Source organism: Chryseobacterium sp. C39-AII1 (assembly GCF_039672645.1).
GTDB lineage: Bacteria > Bacteroidota > Bacteroidia > Flavobacteriales > Weeksellaceae > Chryseobacterium.
The window spans coordinates 99,635-115,104 of the sequence record NZ_JBDFPQ010000001.1 but is presented as its reverse complement, the minus strand read 5'-3'; the positions used below and the strand labels follow the sequence as shown (position 1 = coordinate 115,104).

Annotated in this window: 17 protein-coding genes; 12 read left to right on the top strand and 5 right to left on the bottom strand. The window is 34.1% G+C overall.

What is annotated here, in order from left to right:
* The first annotated feature begins 11 nt into the window (after positions 1–11).
* Genes ABEG63_RS00485 through ABEG63_RS00475 form a run of 3 tightly spaced genes read left to right on the top strand, consistent with a single transcriptional unit; the run spans position 12 to position 2,476 of the window.
* Positions 12–794: an alpha/beta hydrolase gene (locus ABEG63_RS00485; protein ID WP_346582139.1), complete on the top strand. Its 783-nt coding sequence runs from the start codon at positions 12–14 to the stop codon at positions 792–794.
* 9 nt (positions 795–803) lie between these two features.
* Positions 804–1,625, top strand: coding sequence for a hypothetical protein (locus ABEG63_RS00480; protein WP_346582137.1), 822 nt, complete (start codon positions 804–806; stop codon positions 1,623–1,625).
* Between the two features lie 50 nt (positions 1,626–1,675).
* Entirely contained in the window at positions 1,676–2,476 is an 801-nt protein-coding gene (locus tag ABEG63_RS00475) for a patatin-like phospholipase family protein (protein ID WP_346582136.1), read from the top strand.
* A 75-nt stretch (positions 2,477–2,551) separates the two neighbouring features.
* Here the strand turns inward: ABEG63_RS00475 and ABEG63_RS00470 are convergent, their stop codons facing one another.
* On the bottom strand, positions 2,552–3,556 hold the full coding sequence (locus ABEG63_RS00470) for a bifunctional oligoribonuclease/PAP phosphatase NrnA (protein WP_346582821.1): 1,005 nt from the start codon (positions 3,554–3,556) through the stop codon (positions 2,552–2,554).
* Between the two features lie 240 nt (positions 3,557–3,796).
* Between ABEG63_RS00470 and rpmH the strand changes: the two genes are divergently transcribed.
* Positions 3,797–3,955 (top strand): 50S ribosomal protein L34, encoded by a 159-nt coding sequence (gene rpmH / locus ABEG63_RS00465; RefSeq protein ID WP_039365072.1) that lies wholly within the window; start codon positions 3,797–3,799, stop codon positions 3,953–3,955.
* Between the two features lie 155 nt (positions 3,956–4,110).
* Entirely contained in the window at positions 4,111–4,821 is a 711-nt protein-coding gene (locus ABEG63_RS00460; RefSeq protein WP_267402352.1) for an ATP-binding cassette domain-containing protein, read from the top strand.
* Between the two features lie 123 nt (positions 4,822–4,944).
* On the opposite strand, the gene ABEG63_RS00455 is transcribed toward ABEG63_RS00460, so the two are convergent.
* Genes ABEG63_RS00455 through ABEG63_RS00445 form a run of 3 tightly spaced genes read right to left on the bottom strand, consistent with a single transcriptional unit; the run spans position 4,945 to position 7,680 of the window.
* On the bottom strand, positions 4,945–5,640 hold the full coding sequence (locus ABEG63_RS00455; protein ID WP_346582135.1) for a methyltransferase: 696 nt from the start codon (positions 5,638–5,640) through the stop codon (positions 4,945–4,947).
* Positions 5,640–7,094 carry a HAMP domain-containing sensor histidine kinase gene (locus tag ABEG63_RS00450; protein WP_346582134.1) on the bottom strand — a complete coding sequence of 485 codons (1,455 nt, stop codon included), beginning with the start codon at positions 7,092–7,094 and terminating at the stop codon, positions 5,640–5,642. The genes ABEG63_RS00455 and ABEG63_RS00450 overlap by 1 nt, the downstream gene beginning before the upstream one ends.
* On the bottom strand, positions 7,084–7,680 hold the full coding sequence (locus ABEG63_RS00445) for a riboflavin synthase (protein ID WP_267402358.1): 597 nt from the start codon (positions 7,678–7,680) through the stop codon (positions 7,084–7,086). Before ABEG63_RS00445 ends, ABEG63_RS00450 begins: the two co-directional genes overlap by 11 nt.
* A gap of 49 nt (positions 7,681–7,729) precedes the next feature.
* Here ABEG63_RS00445 and pdxA point away from each other — a divergent pair, with 49 nt between their 5' ends.
* The 6 genes from pdxA to rocD all read left to right on the top strand — a co-directional run bounded on the left by pdxA (position 7,730) and on the right by rocD (position 13,317).
* Positions 7,730–8,821 (top strand): 4-hydroxythreonine-4-phosphate dehydrogenase PdxA, encoded by a 1,092-nt coding sequence (gene pdxA, locus ABEG63_RS00440; RefSeq protein WP_346582133.1) that lies wholly within the window; start codon positions 7,730–7,732, stop codon positions 8,819–8,821.
* 84 nt (positions 8,822–8,905) lie between these two features.
* Positions 8,906–9,430 (top strand): DUF177 domain-containing protein, encoded by a 525-nt coding sequence (locus ABEG63_RS00435; RefSeq protein WP_346582131.1) that lies wholly within the window; start codon positions 8,906–8,908, stop codon positions 9,428–9,430.
* A 59-nt stretch (positions 9,431–9,489) separates the two neighbouring features.
* A complete protein-coding gene (rpmF, locus tag ABEG63_RS00430) occupies positions 9,490–9,693 on the top strand; it encodes a 50S ribosomal protein L32 (RefSeq protein ID WP_267402364.1) in 204 nt (67 codons plus the stop codon).
* Between the two features lie 126 nt (positions 9,694–9,819).
* Positions 9,820–10,302, top strand: a complete 483-nt coding sequence (gene accB, locus ABEG63_RS00425) for an acetyl-CoA carboxylase biotin carboxyl carrier protein (protein ID WP_267402366.1) — start codon at positions 9,820–9,822, stop codon at positions 10,300–10,302.
* 151 nt (positions 10,303–10,453) lie between these two features.
* Positions 10,454–11,809, top strand: a complete 1,356-nt coding sequence (gene accC, locus ABEG63_RS00420; RefSeq protein ID WP_267402368.1) for an acetyl-CoA carboxylase biotin carboxylase subunit — start codon at positions 10,454–10,456, stop codon at positions 11,807–11,809.
* A 257-nt stretch (positions 11,810–12,066) separates the two neighbouring features.
* The gene (gene rocD, locus ABEG63_RS00415; protein WP_346582128.1) at positions 12,067–13,317 is read left to right on the top strand and encodes an ornithine--oxo-acid transaminase; all 1,251 of its coding nucleotides are present in this window, start codon (positions 12,067–12,069) and stop codon (positions 13,315–13,317) included.
* Here rocD and ABEG63_RS00410 read toward each other — a convergent pair.
* On the bottom strand, positions 13,314–14,399 hold the full coding sequence (locus tag ABEG63_RS00410) for a glycosyltransferase family 1 protein (protein ID WP_346582126.1): 1,086 nt from the start codon (positions 14,397–14,399) through the stop codon (positions 13,314–13,316). The two genes, rocD and ABEG63_RS00410, sit on opposite strands and share 4 nt — an antisense overlap.
* Positions 14,400–14,446: 47 nt before the next feature.
* On the opposite strand from ABEG63_RS00410, the gene ABEG63_RS00405 reads away from it, so the two are divergent.
* Complete coding sequence (locus ABEG63_RS00405) at positions 14,447–15,469, top strand: hypothetical protein (protein ID WP_346582124.1); 1,023 nt, start codon at positions 14,447–14,449, stop codon at positions 15,467–15,469.
* The last annotated feature ends 1 nt before the right edge of the window (position 15,470 follow it).

Below are 15,470 nucleotides of genomic sequence, written 5' to 3'. Positions count from 1 at the left end.
TAAGTAAGATCATGCTACATTTTGAGAAAAAAGGAAACGGAAAAGAGACTTTAGTGCTACTTCATGGCTTCATGGAAAATAGTTCTATCTGGAGCGATATGGAACCTCATTTGTCTGAAAATTTCACTCTGCTAAAGATTGATCTTCCAGGGCATGGTCAATCTGAAATTATTGCTGAAGTACAGACGATGGAATTGGTAGCCGAAGAAGTAAAAAAGGTACTGGACAGTCAGAATCTTAAAAAAATTCATTTATTAGGGCATTCCATGGGTGGTTATATTTCTTTAGGTTTTGCTGAAAAATATCCTGAATATCTTAAAAGTTTAACTTTATTTTTCTCAACCTATTTTCCGGATGATGCCGAGAAAAAAGCACAGCGCATTAAAAGTTACCGAATTATACAGGATGCGTTTGCCCATTATGCAAAAGCCGGTGTTCCGAATCTTTTTAACCCCAATGAAAAAGATATTTTGGAAGGAAAAATCGAAATCGCTTTGCAAACGGCACTTTCCACAAACAATCTTGGAGCATTAGCTTCCGTAAAAGGAATGGTGGAGAGAACCGATAAAAAACACGTTCTTGAAAATCTGGAAGCCAAAATTTTAGTCATTGCCGGAAAACATGACAACGCCGTAAAAACCGAATTGCTTATCAAAAATCTTCCGGACAGAACCAATATAAAATCCTACGTTCTGGATTGCGGCCACAACGGGCATTGGGAAAAACCGGGTATTTGCACCGCGATCATTAATACCGAGCTCCTTCACAACTTACCAAAACACCTTGTATTATAAAATATTTTTATGAGAATTTACTTATTTTCAGTTCTTCTATTTTGCTTGATTAATTGTAAAAAAGAGAACAAAATCGCCAGCAAAAATCCTGCAAACGATTCTATTACCAATACCGAAACTCAGGCAAAAGATAGTCTTCAGACAAAAGAAGTTAAGAAAGAAGTCTTTAATTTCGAAACAGAATTATGCACAAATAAAGGTTATTTTGATGCTAATAAATATTCAAAAGACGAAATTCAGAATACGTATAAACTTTGGTTTGAACTAGGTGGTGTTTCTCTGAATGATCCTGCTGTTTTTAAACTGGAAGATCTTCAACAGGTAAGAAGAGATAAAAACCAGCTTCTTGCTAAGCTTGATAAAGATTTTGCAGAAAAAAAAGCTTTGATCGAAAACCTGAAAGTTGTAAACACCCCTTATTGGCAGAATGTTAAAACCCAAACAGCTCAAGCTTTGGTTCAGGAATATGAACTGGATAAGATCAAAATTATGGCTTATTCTGACCCTTCTGTTTTATTGAATTCTAAATTTAAAAGCTGTAGTCATTTTGCACGCGTTTTAAATTCCGGTGACAATGAAATTATTGAGGAATGGAGAAAAATGCGTGAGCAAATGAGCAAGAAAAACGGTGATCCGCAAAGAATCATGGACGAGTTTGAAAGCCGCCTGAATTCATCATACAAAAAAGATTATGCTATTTTGGATCTGATTGTTTTTGGATGGGGAAATTGCGCCAATGACGAAATACAACGTCCTGAACATGATGAAAAAATGAATAAACAATTCGAATCTCTATTTATAAAAATTGATGCTGAATGTGACGAACCTTAATAAATACTTGTCAAAAAAATCTTGTATCTTAGTAAAGCTTAATATTTTTGATGGGTATTTTCAATTTCACAAAAAAGAAACCGATCATCGGCCTGACACTTTCGGGCGGAGGAATGCGCGGAATAGCCCATATTGCAGTTTTAAAAGCTTTGGAAGAATACGATCTGAAGCCCCAGATTATCTCAGGAACCAGTGCAGGATCTATTGTTGCTGCATTTTATTCTTTCGGAAAAACGCCGGATGAAATGATGGATATCGTAAGACAAACCACCTTTTTTTCGAGATCATACCTAAGACTTTCTAAGAACGGAATTTTCAGCTCTAATTTTATTTTAAAATTGTTTAAAGATCATTTTCCAGAAGATGATTTCAGCATTTTAAAACTTCCTGTGTATGTTGCCGCTACCGAAATGACGCATGGCATTGTTGATTTTTTTTCCGAAGGAGAATTATTCGTTCCCTTATTAGCATCATCAAGTGTTCCTTTTGTACTTCCGCCCGTGAAAATGGGCGAGAAAATATATGTTGACGGTGGCGTTTTAGACAACCTTCCGATCGAACCTATCATTGACAAATGTGATTTTTTAATTGCTTCACACGTTAATTCTATAAGTTACGACAGCCTTCAAAGCATGAGTTTGCTGAAAGAATTTGACCGAATTTTACACCTAGCCATCGCCAAATCGGTTTATTCTAAAGTAAAACATTGTGATATTTTTCTGGATCCGCCTAAAATGACGAAATTCAGTTTATTCAACAAAAAATCGCTGGATATTATGTTTCACGAAGTCTATGAATATACCTGTCGTGAATTGGAGGAGAAAGGATATTCGAAAGGGTTGAGAGAGTGAGAGGGTTTTAAGATTCTTCATTTCATTCAGAATGGCAGAAAAAAGACGAAAAACCATCAACAATCATCTATTTTACTACAAATTTTCTCCTTCTATTTTTTCTTTAAAGATTTCAAGCGTATTCAACAAAGAATCATTGGATTTTCCGCCTGCTGCGTTGATGTGCCCTCCTCCATTGAAATATTTTCTTGAAAACTGGTTCACATCCATATCATCTTTACTTCTGAAAGAAATTTTAATAAAATCTTCATACAAATCTTCCATGAAAAATGCGGACATTTTTACCCCAAGAATACTCAGTCCGTAATTGACAAAACCTTCGGTATCTCCTTTCTGGAAGCCATATTCCTTCAATTCTTCTCTGGTAAGATATAAAACAGCAACCGTACCATCTTTTACCACTTCAATTCTTCCTAAAATCAAGGCTAATAAATGAAGTCTGGAAACTGTATTCGTATCCCAGGTATTGGAAGTAATCATTGCAGGATCTGCTCCTTTTTCAATTAAATTCGCAATAATCCGGTGGGTCGTTGCACTGGTAGAACGGAAACGGAAACCACCGGTATCCGTCATAATTCCGGTATAAAGACATTCTGCAATATCTTTATTCACTAAATCCTGATCACCCATCGCTTCGATAAAATGATAAATCATCTGACAGGTCGCAGGAATAACGGTATCTGAATAGACAAAATCAAACTGTTCCGGCTGTTGGTGATGATCGATAAGGATTTTTTTAGCTGCAGCTTTCGTCAGCCAATCTCCCAACAAACCAATTCTTGAAGGAGAATTGAAATCTAAACAGAAAATAACATCCGCTTCATTGATCAAATCGAATGCAATTTTTCTTTTGTACTCACCAATAATGGCTTTTTTAGATTCCGGCATCCATTTCAAAAACTTCGGAAAATCGTTTGGAACCACAACTTCAGCGTGAATTCCTTTTGCCTTTAAATAATGTTTCAGCCCCAAACTGGAACCAATAGCATCGCCATCCGGATTATAATGAGTAAGAATTACTATTTTATTTTCTGGAATAAGTAATGTATTGATTTCTAAAAGTTCTGCTGGTGTAAACATCATTATGTTTAATTTTTTCTTTAATTTTGAGTTTCCAAAGATAGAGCTTTTAAATAAATCATTAATATTATTATTTAAATATAATAGGAATTCGTTTTACAGCGGAGGTTTATAAGTAATCCATTAAAAAGCACTGCAAATATTTTCAAAAAAAACTTAGGAATATTTGCAACTTCTAAAAAATTCCATATCTTTGCAACCTGAAAATTAATAGAATAATTACGATTTAAACATATAGTAATGAGTAAAAGAACATTCCAGCCATCAGAGAGAAAAAGAAGAAACAAACACGGTTTCAGAGAAAGAATGTCTACGCCAAATGGAAGAAGAGTTTTGGCTGCGAGAAGAGCTAAAGGCAGAAAGAGTTTAACTGTAAGTGCTGCACGCGCTAAGAGATAATAACTCTATTATCATATACAAATCATGCTTGAAAAGAAATTTTTCGAGCATTTTTTGTTGTTAAAATTTCCTAAAATCTAAGGTTCTTACGTTTCTTTTTTCTATTTTTAAAATCTGAAAAAATATTCCAGAAAAAGCCTTATAAAATCGAATTTATGCCACATACCAATATCTCCGGAGATAATATTATAAGTTTGCAACACGCGAAAATCGCACAAAAAAACTTCACTGTTCTTTCTGATGTTAATTTGAACATTAAAAAAGGAAGATTTTGCTATCTTATCGGAAAAACAGGTTCCGGAAAAAGTTCATTGTTAAAAACTTTGTACGGGCATATTCCATTAGCTTCAGGACACGGAGCAGTGGTAGGTTTTGATTTGGCTAAATTGAGGACTTCTGATATTCCGAACCTGAGAAGAAAATTAGGAATCGTTTTCCAGGATTTCCAGTTGCTTTCTGACAGAACGGTTGAAAAGAATCTGAAATTCGTACTTGAAGCCACAGGCTGGAATGACAAAACAAAAATGGAAGACCGCATCAACGAGGTTTTAGGAAGCGTAAATATGAAGAGCAAGAAGCACAAAATGCCTCACGAGCTTTCTGGTGGAGAACAGCAGCGTGTGGCGATTGCAAGAGCTTTATTAAATCATCCGGATCTTATTTTAGCGGATGAGCCTACCGGAAATCTTGACCCTGAAACGTCCAACGAAATTATGACGTTGCTAAAGCAGGTTGCCCTAGAAAACGGAGCTGCTGTGGTAATGGCAACACATGATTATCACATGATCCAAAACTTCCCTGGCGAAGCAATCAGATGTGAGGATGGGAAAGTTTCTGTACTTGATACAGCAGAATTATTTGAATAAATAATTTAACCATTAAGAACATTTAAGAAGTTAAGTTTTGTTAAGAAAAAAAATCAAATAGATTTTTAAGTTTTAAAATCGTAACAACTTAATATTCTTAACTCCTTGGTTTAGAAATATATTTTATTTACGAAAAACATGAAACTCTTTGGTGAGTTCAAGATATTGGTCCGAGTATTGTCTCGGACTTTTTTCTATCACAAACTCAGACTCCTGTAATTCTTTTTCCGTTTTAGAAAATTCAAGAATCAATCTTTTTGCTTTTGAGTTTTCAATGCCTTTAATATTGATTCTTTTTATTAAAAATAATTGATTTTCAGCAGCAATTTCAATAAAATCACTTCCTGCTTCAATGGGAATTATAACTGAAAAAATTCCGTTTTCGGTAAGCAAGGTTGAAGATTGTGAAATCAATTGCCTGAAATTCAACTCAACTGTTTGTCGTGCAATCTTATCCTTTTCAGAATCTGAAGATTCAAAATATGGTGGATTTGAAACAATTAAATCAAATTTTTCCTCTGTTTCGAAATATTTAAAATCATAATGAATATTTTTCAACCGTGAGGAAAAAGGCGAATTTTGAAAATTAGTTTTTGTAAAATTAACCGCTTCTTCATTGATATCAATTCCTAAAAACTCTGCCTGAGAATTTCTTTGAGCCAGCATCAATGAAATTAAGCCCGTACCTGTTCCAACTTCAAGAATATTCGAAGCTTCACTCACATTTGCCAAAGCGCCCAGCAAAACACCGTCTGTTCCCACGCGGAAGACGTCTTTTGACTGTTGAATTTCAAACTGTTTAAATTGAAAAGGTTTCACTATAAATTCGTAGGTAAAGTAATGGTGAATGTAGAGCCTTTGCCAACCTCAGATTTCACGGTAATTTCACCTTTATAATCTTCAATCATCTTTCTGACCATCGATAAACCAAGTCCCATTCCGCTATTTTTTGAGGTAAAATTAGGTTCGAAAATTCGTTCGTACATATTTTCAGGAATCCCGATTCCATTATCCTGTACAGAAATCATCACCCTTCTCTGATGCTGTTCTACATCTACATTAATGATCAATTTTCGCTCATCACTCACCGCCTGTTTAGCATTCGTTACGAGATTGGTAATGATTCTGGAAAGGTAAATCCTATCCATCGTGATCATAATATTATTTTTGTTGGAATGCATGAAAATACTGTCATCATTGAAAACACGCAGAATATCTTCCACTTCAGTATTCAGATTAATGACTTCATTATTTTTTTCAGGCAGTTTCGCAAATTCTGAAAAAGCTGAAGCAACGGTAGCAATCAAATCAATCTGATCGACCATTGTTTTGCTCATTTGTTTTACTCTTTCTCTGATATTTGGATCTTCTGGATCAAATTTTCTTTCAAAATTCTGAATGGTCAGTTTCATTGGTGTCAAAGGGTTTTTCACCTCGTGAGCCACTTGTTTTGCCATTTCTCTCCAAGCTTCTTCCGATGCTTTAAAACGAAGTCTTTCCTTTTGATCCTGAATCTGAAGAATCATTCGGTTATAAGCTCTCGCCAAAGCATTTAATTCATCATTTTTATAATATCTGATAGGACGCATTTCGTTTTCAAACAAAGTAATACGCGTAATCATATCAGAAAATTTAGTAATGGTTTTCGCTAAATTATTAGACGTAACCCAACTCAACCAAATACTGAAAAGAATTAAAAAAAGATCGACTAAAAGAATATATTTTACATATTTATGAAGTACTTCAAGGTAAGCAGATTCATTGTGATATAGAGGAATATACACAATTCCGATAGGTTCAAGCACATTATTTCTCAGTAAAATATAGGATGAAGTGAAAACCGCATCCTTAGCCTGATCGTAGCCACGAATATCTACTCGCGCATCCGTAGACAGAATTTTATTAACAATGCTAATCGGAATAGTTTTCTGCTCAATCAGATTAGGATCTCTGTTTGAGATTAAATAATTTCCTTTTAAATCATAAATAACAATATCATGTTGATTAATATCCGCAATTTCAAGAATTTTATTACTTAAAACCTTAGCAAGGTCATCCGTCTGCACCAATGTTCTACTCACAGCATAATCCAAATAGCCCATTACGGCATTGGTCTTATCCTGCATGTCGATACGGCTCTGCTCCAAAGAATTATTCCTCAGAACAAAGTACGGCACCAGCGAAGAAGCAGCAACACTTAGAAGACATACCAATAAGAAACCGAAAAAAACCCGGTTTCTTAAGCTATATCCTTTGTAAATATTAATTGACATTCTGTTTATTAATTAACCTAGCAATATACTTACCAATTATATCAAATTCAAGATTTACCTTATCTCCTGATTTTAAATGTTTCATGTTGGTAAATTCCCAAGTATAAGGAATAATTGCTACGGAAAACTGAGTGTCCTCACTTTTTGCAACTGTTAAACTGATTCCGTTTACCGTAATAGAACCTTGAGGAACCGTTACAAAACTTCCATTATCTTCATATTTAATGGTAATGAAATAGCTTCCGTCTTTATTTTCGATGCTTACCACTTCTCCGGTTTTATCTACGTGACCTTGTACGATGTGCCCGTCTAATCTGCCGTCCATTTTCATGCAACGTTCAAGATTTACTACAGAACCTACTTCCCATTTTCCAAGATTCGTTTTTTCAAGAGTTTCGTTAATAGCGGTAACTACATATTGATCTCCTTCAATTTTCACCACCGTTAAACAACAACCGTTATGTGCAAGGCTTTGATCTATCTTTAATTCATTAGTAAAAGGACATGTAAGGGTAAAATCTATATTACTTCCGTTTTCTTCAATTTTCTCAATAACCCCAACTGCTTCAATAATTCCTGTGAACATATTATTTTTTGCTAAATTTGTAAAATTATAATCTTCAAAGATAATCAAAATGAGCCCAAAAAACCATAAAGTACGAGTAGGAATTTCAATCGGCGATTTCAACGGCATCGGCCCTGAGATCATTATGAAATGCCTGACAGACAAAACCATCACGGATTTTTTCACTCCGGTAATTTTTGGTTCGGGAAAATTATTTACCTATCAGAAAAATATTTTTAAATTAAATCTGAATTTCAATTACATCAACGAACCTTCACAGGCACAGACAGGAAAACTGAATATGGTAAACCTTGTGAAAGACAATGTGAATGTAGAATTAGGAAAACCTACCGAAGAATCTACCAAAATGGCGATCGATTCTCTGGAAGCGGCTACCGAAGCTTTAATTAAAGGAGATATTGATGTGATCGTAACAGCGCCTATCAATAAAGATGAAATGGTAAAGATGGGCTTTAAACACACTGGCCACACAGGATATTTTGAAGAAAAATTCAACAAAAAAGGATTGATGTTTCTGGTAACTGAAGATTTGAAGGTTGCTGTTTCTACGCACCATATTCCAATTTCAAAAGTTGCTGAAAATATTTCAAAAGAAAAAATAAAAAAACAGATCAGAATGCTTAACCAGACGCTGATCGAAGATTTTAATATTTCTAAACCTAAAATTGCCGTTTTAGGATTGAATCCTCACTCAGGAGACGGCGGCGTAATCGGAACTGAAGAAATAGAAATCATTGAACCAGCGATCAGAGAGCTTTCAGACAATGGAATCCTGACTTTCGGTCCGTTTCCTGCAGACAGCTTTTTTCAGCCGAACAAATACAAAAGCTTCGATGCCGTTTTAGCGATGTATCACGATCAAGGTTTAGCACCTTTCAAGACGTTAGCGTATGAAGAAGGAGTGAATTATACCGCAGGTTTACCATTTATCAGAACTTCGCCGGATCACGGTGTTGCTTATGATATTGCAGGGAAAAATGTGGCAGATGCGCAGAGTTTTATGGAATCGATCTTCACAGCCATTAAAGTTTTTAAGAATAGAGAGGAATATAAAGAACTGATGCAAAACCGTCTACAGCCAAGAAAAATGGCGATGGATAACGGAATTGATGAGGATCTTCCTGAGGAAACTGAGGCTTAAACCTTTGAAACAAATTTTAAATTAATTTGTTGGAAAATTTATTTGTTATTATAAAAAAATTGCATATTTTTGCACACTCATTTTATGGACAAGTTAAGAAACTACGACGTAAGCTTTTCCGGATTGAAAACCGGCAAGCACGAGTTCAAGTTTGAGATAGATAAAGAGTTCTTTCAATTATTTGACACTGAACAGGAATTTACAAATCCTAGAATCGCAGTGGATGTTTTATTAGACAAACACTCTACTTTTTTAGAATTTGAGATCAAAGTAAGCGGGACAGTGGAATTGGTTTGTGATATTACAAACGACAATTTCGACCATCCTATTGAAAACGAGATTAAAGTTTTGGTGAAATTTGGTGAAGAATATGATGACAGCGAAGAAGATGTGATCACAATCCCAACTAGCGACCATGCCTTTAATATCTCTCAGCTTATTTACGAAAACGTAGCACTTTCTATTCCGATGAAAAAAATTTCACCGAATATAAGTGATGAAGATCTGGCAATTTTAGATCAATTCAGTGCAAAAGAACATGAAGAAGAGGAAGAACAAGAAAGTGACCCAAGATGGGACGCTTTAAAAAATTTAAAGAATAAAAATTAAATAGTTTAATGATGGGATGATGAATCTCATCGCTCATCAATTAAAAAAGTTATTACAAAATGGCACATCCAAAGAGAAGACAGTCGTCTACAAGAAGAGATAAGAGAAGAACTCACTATAAAGCTGTAGTTCCTCAATTGGCAAAAGATTCAGCAACAGGAGAGCTTCACCTATACCACAGAGCTCACTGGCATGAAGGAAAACTTTACTACAGAGGTAAAGTAGTATTGGAAAAAGAAGTAGCAACTACTGAAGAAAACTAAGAGTCGCTTTTCGCTGAAAAAGCCTCATTTTAATACAAAAACCGCCCAATTTTGATAAAATTTGGCGGTTTTTTGTTGTTTTTTACGTTTTTTTGGTATCTTTGAAAAAAATCAAATATCAAATTTATGGACATTAAAGACATACAAAATCTTATCAAGTTTGTATCTAAAGCAGAGGTTTCTGAGGTGAAATACAAAACTAAAGATTTCGAAATCACTATTAAAACTCCATTAGCTGGAAGCGAAGTTGCTTATGCTCAACCTGCAGTTTACCACACTGCTCCTCAGCAAGTGGCTGCTCCTGCACCTGTAGCAACTCCTGCTGCTGCACCTGCTGAAAAAGCTGAAGCTGCATCTGACGACAGCAAATATATCACGATTAAATCTCCAATGATCGGAACTTTCTACAGAAAACCATCTCCAGATAAAGATGTATTCGTAAACGTAGGTGACGAAGTTTCTGTAGGGAAAGTAGTTTGTGTAATTGAAGCAATGAAATTATTCAACCAAATTGATTCTGAAGTAAGCGGAAAAATCGTTAAGATTTTAGTGGATGATGCTACTCCGGTAGAATATGATCAACCTTTATTCTTAGTAGATCCATCTTAATTTAGAGGTTAGATGTTAGACATTAGATGTTAAAAGATGGAAGCGGGAAGTTGGATGCTGGAAGTTTACCAGCTTTGATTTTATCCCATTCCCATCGTCACATCACCGCATTATCTAATTTTCAAATTATCTAATTTTCAAATTGAAGAAGATGTTCAAAAAAATATTAATTGCCAATCGTGGCGAGATTGCAATGCGTATCTTACGTACTTGTAAAGAAATGGGAATCAAAACTGTTGCGGTATACTCTACTGCCGACAAAGATAGTCTTCATGTAAGATTTGCTGACGAGGCTGTTTGTATTGGTCCTGCAATGAGTAAAGACTCATACCTGAAAATCCCTAACATTATTGCTGCTGCAGAAATTACAAATGCAGACGCGATTCACCCAGGTTACGGATTCTTATCTGAAAATGCCAACTTCTCAAGAATTTGTGAGAAAAACGGCATCAAATTCATCGGTGCTTCTCCTGAGCAAATTGAGAAAATGGGAGATAAAGCAAATGCTAAAGCTACGATGAAAGCTGCCGGAGTACCTTGTGTACCTGGTTCTGACGGTTTGATTGAATCTTACGAACACGCTGTAAAAGTTGCTGAAGAAACAGGATATCCTGTAATGATTAAAGCAACTGCCGGTGGTGGTGGAAAAGGAATGAGAGCTGTTTGGAAAGCTGAAGACCTTAAAGACCACTGGGAATCTGCAATTCAGGAAGCTGTGGCTGCCTTCGGAAACGGAGGGATGTACATGGAAAAATTGATTGAAGAGCCTAGACACATCGAAATTCAGGTTGCAGGAGACCAATTTGGTAAAGCTTGTCACCTTTCTGAAAGAGACTGTTCAGTTCAGAGAAGAAATCAGAAACTGACGGAAGAAACTCCTTCTCCTTTCATGACTGACGAACTTCGTGAAAAAATGGGTGAAGCGGCTGTAAAAGCAGCAGAATTCATTGGATATGAAGGTGTTGGTACGATTGAATTCCTTGTTGACAAGCACAGAAATTTCTATTTCATGGAAATGAATACGAGAATTCAGGTAGAACACCCTATCACTGAGCAGGTTATTGATTATGACTTGATCAGAGAGCAAATTCTTTTGGCTGCAGGAACTCCAATTTCAGGAATTAATTATTATCCGAAATTGCATTCAATTGAATGTAGAATCAACGCGGAAGATCCTTATGCTGATTTCAGACCATCTCCGGGAAAAATTACAGGATTGAATATCCCTGGCGGGCACGGAGTAAGAGTAGACACTCACGTTTATGCAGGATATACGATCCCTTCTAACTATGACTCAATGATTGCTAAACTGATCACGACGGCTCAAACTCGTGAAGAAGCGATTGCAAAAATGAGAAGAGCTTTGGAAGAATTCTATATTGAAGGTGTAAAAACTACCATTCCTTTCCACAGACAACTGATGGATAATGAAGATTATCTTTCAGGAAACTATACCACGAAATTCATGGAGGATTTTGTTATGGATAGAAAATACGATAATCACTAAGATTATTTTAAAATAAAAACTTGGAACTGTCTCTTTTTGAGGCAGTTTTTTGTTTTTAAAACTTTGTCAAAGTTCAGAACTTTGACAAAGTTGATTCGAAAAGATATTATCACTTTAATCAATAATTAAATTAAACAAGATACCCAATTACCCTTGATAAATATTCAATTAACTATCAAACAAACCTTATTTAAAGGATAAGATTTCTGTTGATAAATGTCGTTTATAATGTTTAACTTTGTCAAAAACCAAAATATATGTCAACAGTAGAAACAGCAAAAAACTCACAGTATTTTATTGACCTTGAAGACAAACATGGAGCTCACAACTATCACCCTCTTCCTGTTGTTTTAGACAAAGGAGAAGGCGTTTTTGTTTGGGATGTAGAAGGCAAAAGATATTATGATTTTCTTTCAGCGTATTCTGCTGTAAACCAAGGACATTCTCATCCTAAAATTGTAGATGCTTTAGTGGAGCAGGCTAAAAAATTAGCTTTAACTTCAAGAGCATTTTACAACTCGAAATTAGGAGAATACGAACAAAAGATCACTACTCTATTCGGATTTGATAAGGTTTTACCCATGAATTCCGGTGCTGAAGCCGTGGAAACTGCAGTAAAATTAGCCCGAAAATGGAGCTATGAAATAAAAGGAATTTCAGAAAACGCAGCAAAAATTATCGTTTGTGAAAATAATTTCCATGGAAGAACAACAACCATTGTTTCTTTCTCGAATGATCCTGATGCCAATCAAAATTACGGACCTTTCACTCCTGGATTTATCAAAATTCCATATAACAATATCAATGCTTTAGAAGAAGTTTTAAAAAATGAAGCAGGTAATATTGCAGCATTTTTAGTTGAACCTATTCAAGGAGAAGCCGGAGTATATGTTCCGGATGAAAACTTCCTTAAAAACGCTTCTGAACTATGTAAAAAACACAATGTTCTTTTCATTGCAGATGAAGTTCAAACAGGTATTGCAAGAACCGGAAAATTAATTGCCTGCCATCACGAAGATGTTCAGCCTGATATTTTAATTTTAGGAAAGGCTCTTTCTGGTGGAATGTATCCTGTTTCAGCAGTTTTAGCAAACAATGAAATCATGAATGTGATTAAGCCGGGACAGCATGGCTCTACTTTCGGAGGTAACCCGATTGCTTGTGCAGTGGCAGTTGCAGCTTTAGATGTTGTTGAAGAAGAAAAACTTTCTGAAAGAGCGGAAGAATTAGGTCAATTATTCAGAAACGAAATTGAAAAATTGATCGAAAAAACAAGTCTGATTACCAAAGTAAGAGGAAAAGGATTGTTAAATGCTATCTTGATCAATGATACTCCGGACAGCTCTACCGCATGGAATATCTGTTTACAATTAAAAGAAAATGGGCTATTGGCAAAACCAACTCACGGAAATATTATCAGATTGGCACCACCTTTGGTAATTACTGAAGAGCAATTATTGGATTGTGTAAAAATTATTGAAAAAACGGTATTAGAATATAAGAATTAATTCTGTTGCAGAATTTTTTCGTAAAACTTAAGATAATTGTTGGACATTGCAGTATAGCTATATTGCTTTGTCCAATTTTTTATATCCTCACTCATCACTTCCTTATTGCTGTTGTAAAGAGTCATTTTTTCATGAAAAATGCTACTCATAGCTTTCGGTTCAAAACTATCAAAATAAAACGCTTTATTGCCTCCAATTTCGGGAAGACTGGTATACTTTGAAAGAAAGACAGGCTTGCCAAATGCCATAGCTTCTATTGGTGGAATACCAAACCCTTCTGCAATGGAAGGATGACACATGGTTTCACAATTTTGAATAATAGCATACTTTTCTTCCTCAGAAACATTCTTTAAAAAATGAATTCTGTTTTCTAAATTTAGTTCTTTAATCCTTTTTCTTACCTCATCGGCATAAGGTTGCTTTTCATCAGACGCAATCAAAACCAAATCTTTATCAATATAAGGCAGCATTTCAACTAAAGTCAACTGGTTCTTCTTATTAAAAAGCACACCAATATTCAGGATATATTTTTTATCTTTTAAAAAGGAATATTTTCCCAAGTCATACTGCTTATCTTCCGGCAACTGAATTCCATTGTGAATCACCACAATATCTTTAAGCTTATTAAACGTGAAAAGCCCTTTATTTTTAATTAAATCCTGCTTTGCATATTCAGATATACAAACGATATAATCAGCATTTTTTACATTGTTTTTTACTTTACCCAACATCTTTCTTTTTTTAGATTCAGTAAGGTTTTCATGTAAAAAATTCAGATCATGAAGCGTTACAATTTTAAGAGTATTTTTATAGTTTCTATGAAAGTAAGATGATAGCTGATGGCTAACATGAATTAAATCGAACTGCGTACTAAATCTTTCGAAAAATTTATGTGTCTTATTCCAAAAGATACACTTTGGTATGGAACAAATCTTTTCAAGCTGCTCTCTGTTTCCAAAATAAGCGATTTCAAATTTAGAATTGGTTTCAATTAAACCTTTTGCAAGGTTTCGAAATACATTTGCAATACCTGAATTTGGATATCTAAGACGTTCAAGGTCGATTAATACTTTCTTTTTCATATTTTTTTTACAAATATATATTTATTATTTTTGTTTAAAATTGCTGGATGGAAAAAAAGATAGCATTATTAATGCCATATCATTTTAGTTTATATGAAAGTATTGTTAAAAATCTAGAAGCAAATGATTACATAGTTGAATTATTGGTTCTATCTGACAAGAAATTTCAATATAAAAACTTTAATGAAAAATTAACTAATTTCATTCAGAAGTTTTTTCTCAACAATAAAAATTTTAAATCTCAATTAAGAATAAACAGACATTCTGAAGAGCTTGTAGAAAAATTAAAATATATAAAATTTGATTTTGAATATACATTAGTAATTCGACCTGATTATTTTTCTCAAGAATCATTAGAACTTTTAAAGCAGAAAACAAAAGTTTTTACTGCATATCAATGGGATGGCTTTAAACGTTATCCCAAAATCTTAGATTACATAAAATTATTCGATCGTTTTTTTGTTTTTGAAAAAGAAGACTATGATAATTATCAAAGTGATTATCATAATCTACATTATACTACAAATTTTTATATTGACAATTTTGAAAATATAGATGAGAAAGAGCGAGAAGAAATTTTCTTTTTGGGAAGCTATTTGGAAAATAGAATTGATGAAATAATTTCAATAACATCTTTTTTTGAACAACAAAATATTAATACAAACATTCAAATTGTTTATAAAAAAAGCAATATTCCTGAAAAGATTAAACGATCAAAAATTAAAGTCTTAGAATCCTCAGTGAAGTATTCAGAAATGATAAATGAAATTCAAAGATCAAAATACCTTTTAGAGTTTCAAAATACCAATATTCATAATGGCTTATCTTTTCGAGTATTTGAATCTATTTGCTTTAAAAAGAAATTGATAACAAATAATCCAGCTATAGAAAATTACGATTTTTACCATCCAAACAATATACTTATTTGGAAAAATCAAAATTCTGAAGAAATTCATAATTTTTTAAAATTAGAATATACTGATATTGATCCTGATATTTACAAAAAATATTCTTTTAGCAACTGGATAAATTATATATTTGATAATAAACCCTATATAAAAATTGATTAAA

Bases quoted from the DNA above. Each gene is read 5' to 3' on its own strand.
- ABEG63_RS00485 (WP_346582139.1), top strand. From the start codon at position 12: ATGCTACATTTTGAGAAAAAAGGAAACGGAAAAGAGACTTTAGTGCTA.
- ABEG63_RS00480 (WP_346582137.1), top strand. From the start codon at position 804: ATGAGAATTTACTTATTTTCAGTTCTTCTATTTTGCTTGATTAATTGT.
- ABEG63_RS00475 (WP_346582136.1), top strand. From the start codon at position 1,676: ATGGGTATTTTCAATTTCACAAAAAAGAAACCGATCATCGGCCTGACA.
- ABEG63_RS00470 (WP_346582821.1), bottom strand. From the start codon at position 3,556: ATGTTTACACCAGCAGAACTTTTAGAAATCAATACATTACTTATTCCA.
- rpmH (WP_039365072.1), top strand. From the start codon at position 3,797: ATGAGTAAAAGAACATTCCAGCCATCAGAGAGAAAAAGAAGAAACAAA.
- ABEG63_RS00460 (WP_267402352.1), top strand. From the start codon at position 4,111: ATGCCACATACCAATATCTCCGGAGATAATATTATAAGTTTGCAACAC.
- ABEG63_RS00450 (WP_346582134.1), bottom strand. From the start codon at position 7,094: ATGTCAATTAATATTTACAAAGGATATAGCTTAAGAAACCGGGTTTTT.
- ABEG63_RS00445 (WP_267402358.1), bottom strand. From the start codon at position 7,680: ATGTTCACAGGAATTATTGAAGCAGTTGGGGTTATTGAGAAAATTGAA.
- pdxA (WP_346582133.1), top strand. From the start codon at position 7,730: ATGAGCCCAAAAAACCATAAAGTACGAGTAGGAATTTCAATCGGCGAT.
- ABEG63_RS00435 (WP_346582131.1), top strand. From the start codon at position 8,906: ATGGACAAGTTAAGAAACTACGACGTAAGCTTTTCCGGATTGAAAACC.
- rpmF (WP_267402364.1), top strand. From the start codon at position 9,490: ATGGCACATCCAAAGAGAAGACAGTCGTCTACAAGAAGAGATAAGAGA.
- accB (WP_267402366.1), top strand. From the start codon at position 9,820: ATGGACATTAAAGACATACAAAATCTTATCAAGTTTGTATCTAAAGCA.
- accC (WP_267402368.1), top strand. From the start codon at position 10,454: ATGTTCAAAAAAATATTAATTGCCAATCGTGGCGAGATTGCAATGCGT.
- rocD (WP_346582128.1), top strand. From the start codon at position 12,067: ATGTCAACAGTAGAAACAGCAAAAAACTCACAGTATTTTATTGACCTT.
- ABEG63_RS00410 (WP_346582126.1), bottom strand. From the start codon at position 14,399: ATGAAAAAGAAAGTATTAATCGACCTTGAACGTCTTAGATATCCAAAT.
- ABEG63_RS00405 (WP_346582124.1), top strand. From the start codon at position 14,447: ATGGAAAAAAAGATAGCATTATTAATGCCATATCATTTTAGTTTATAT.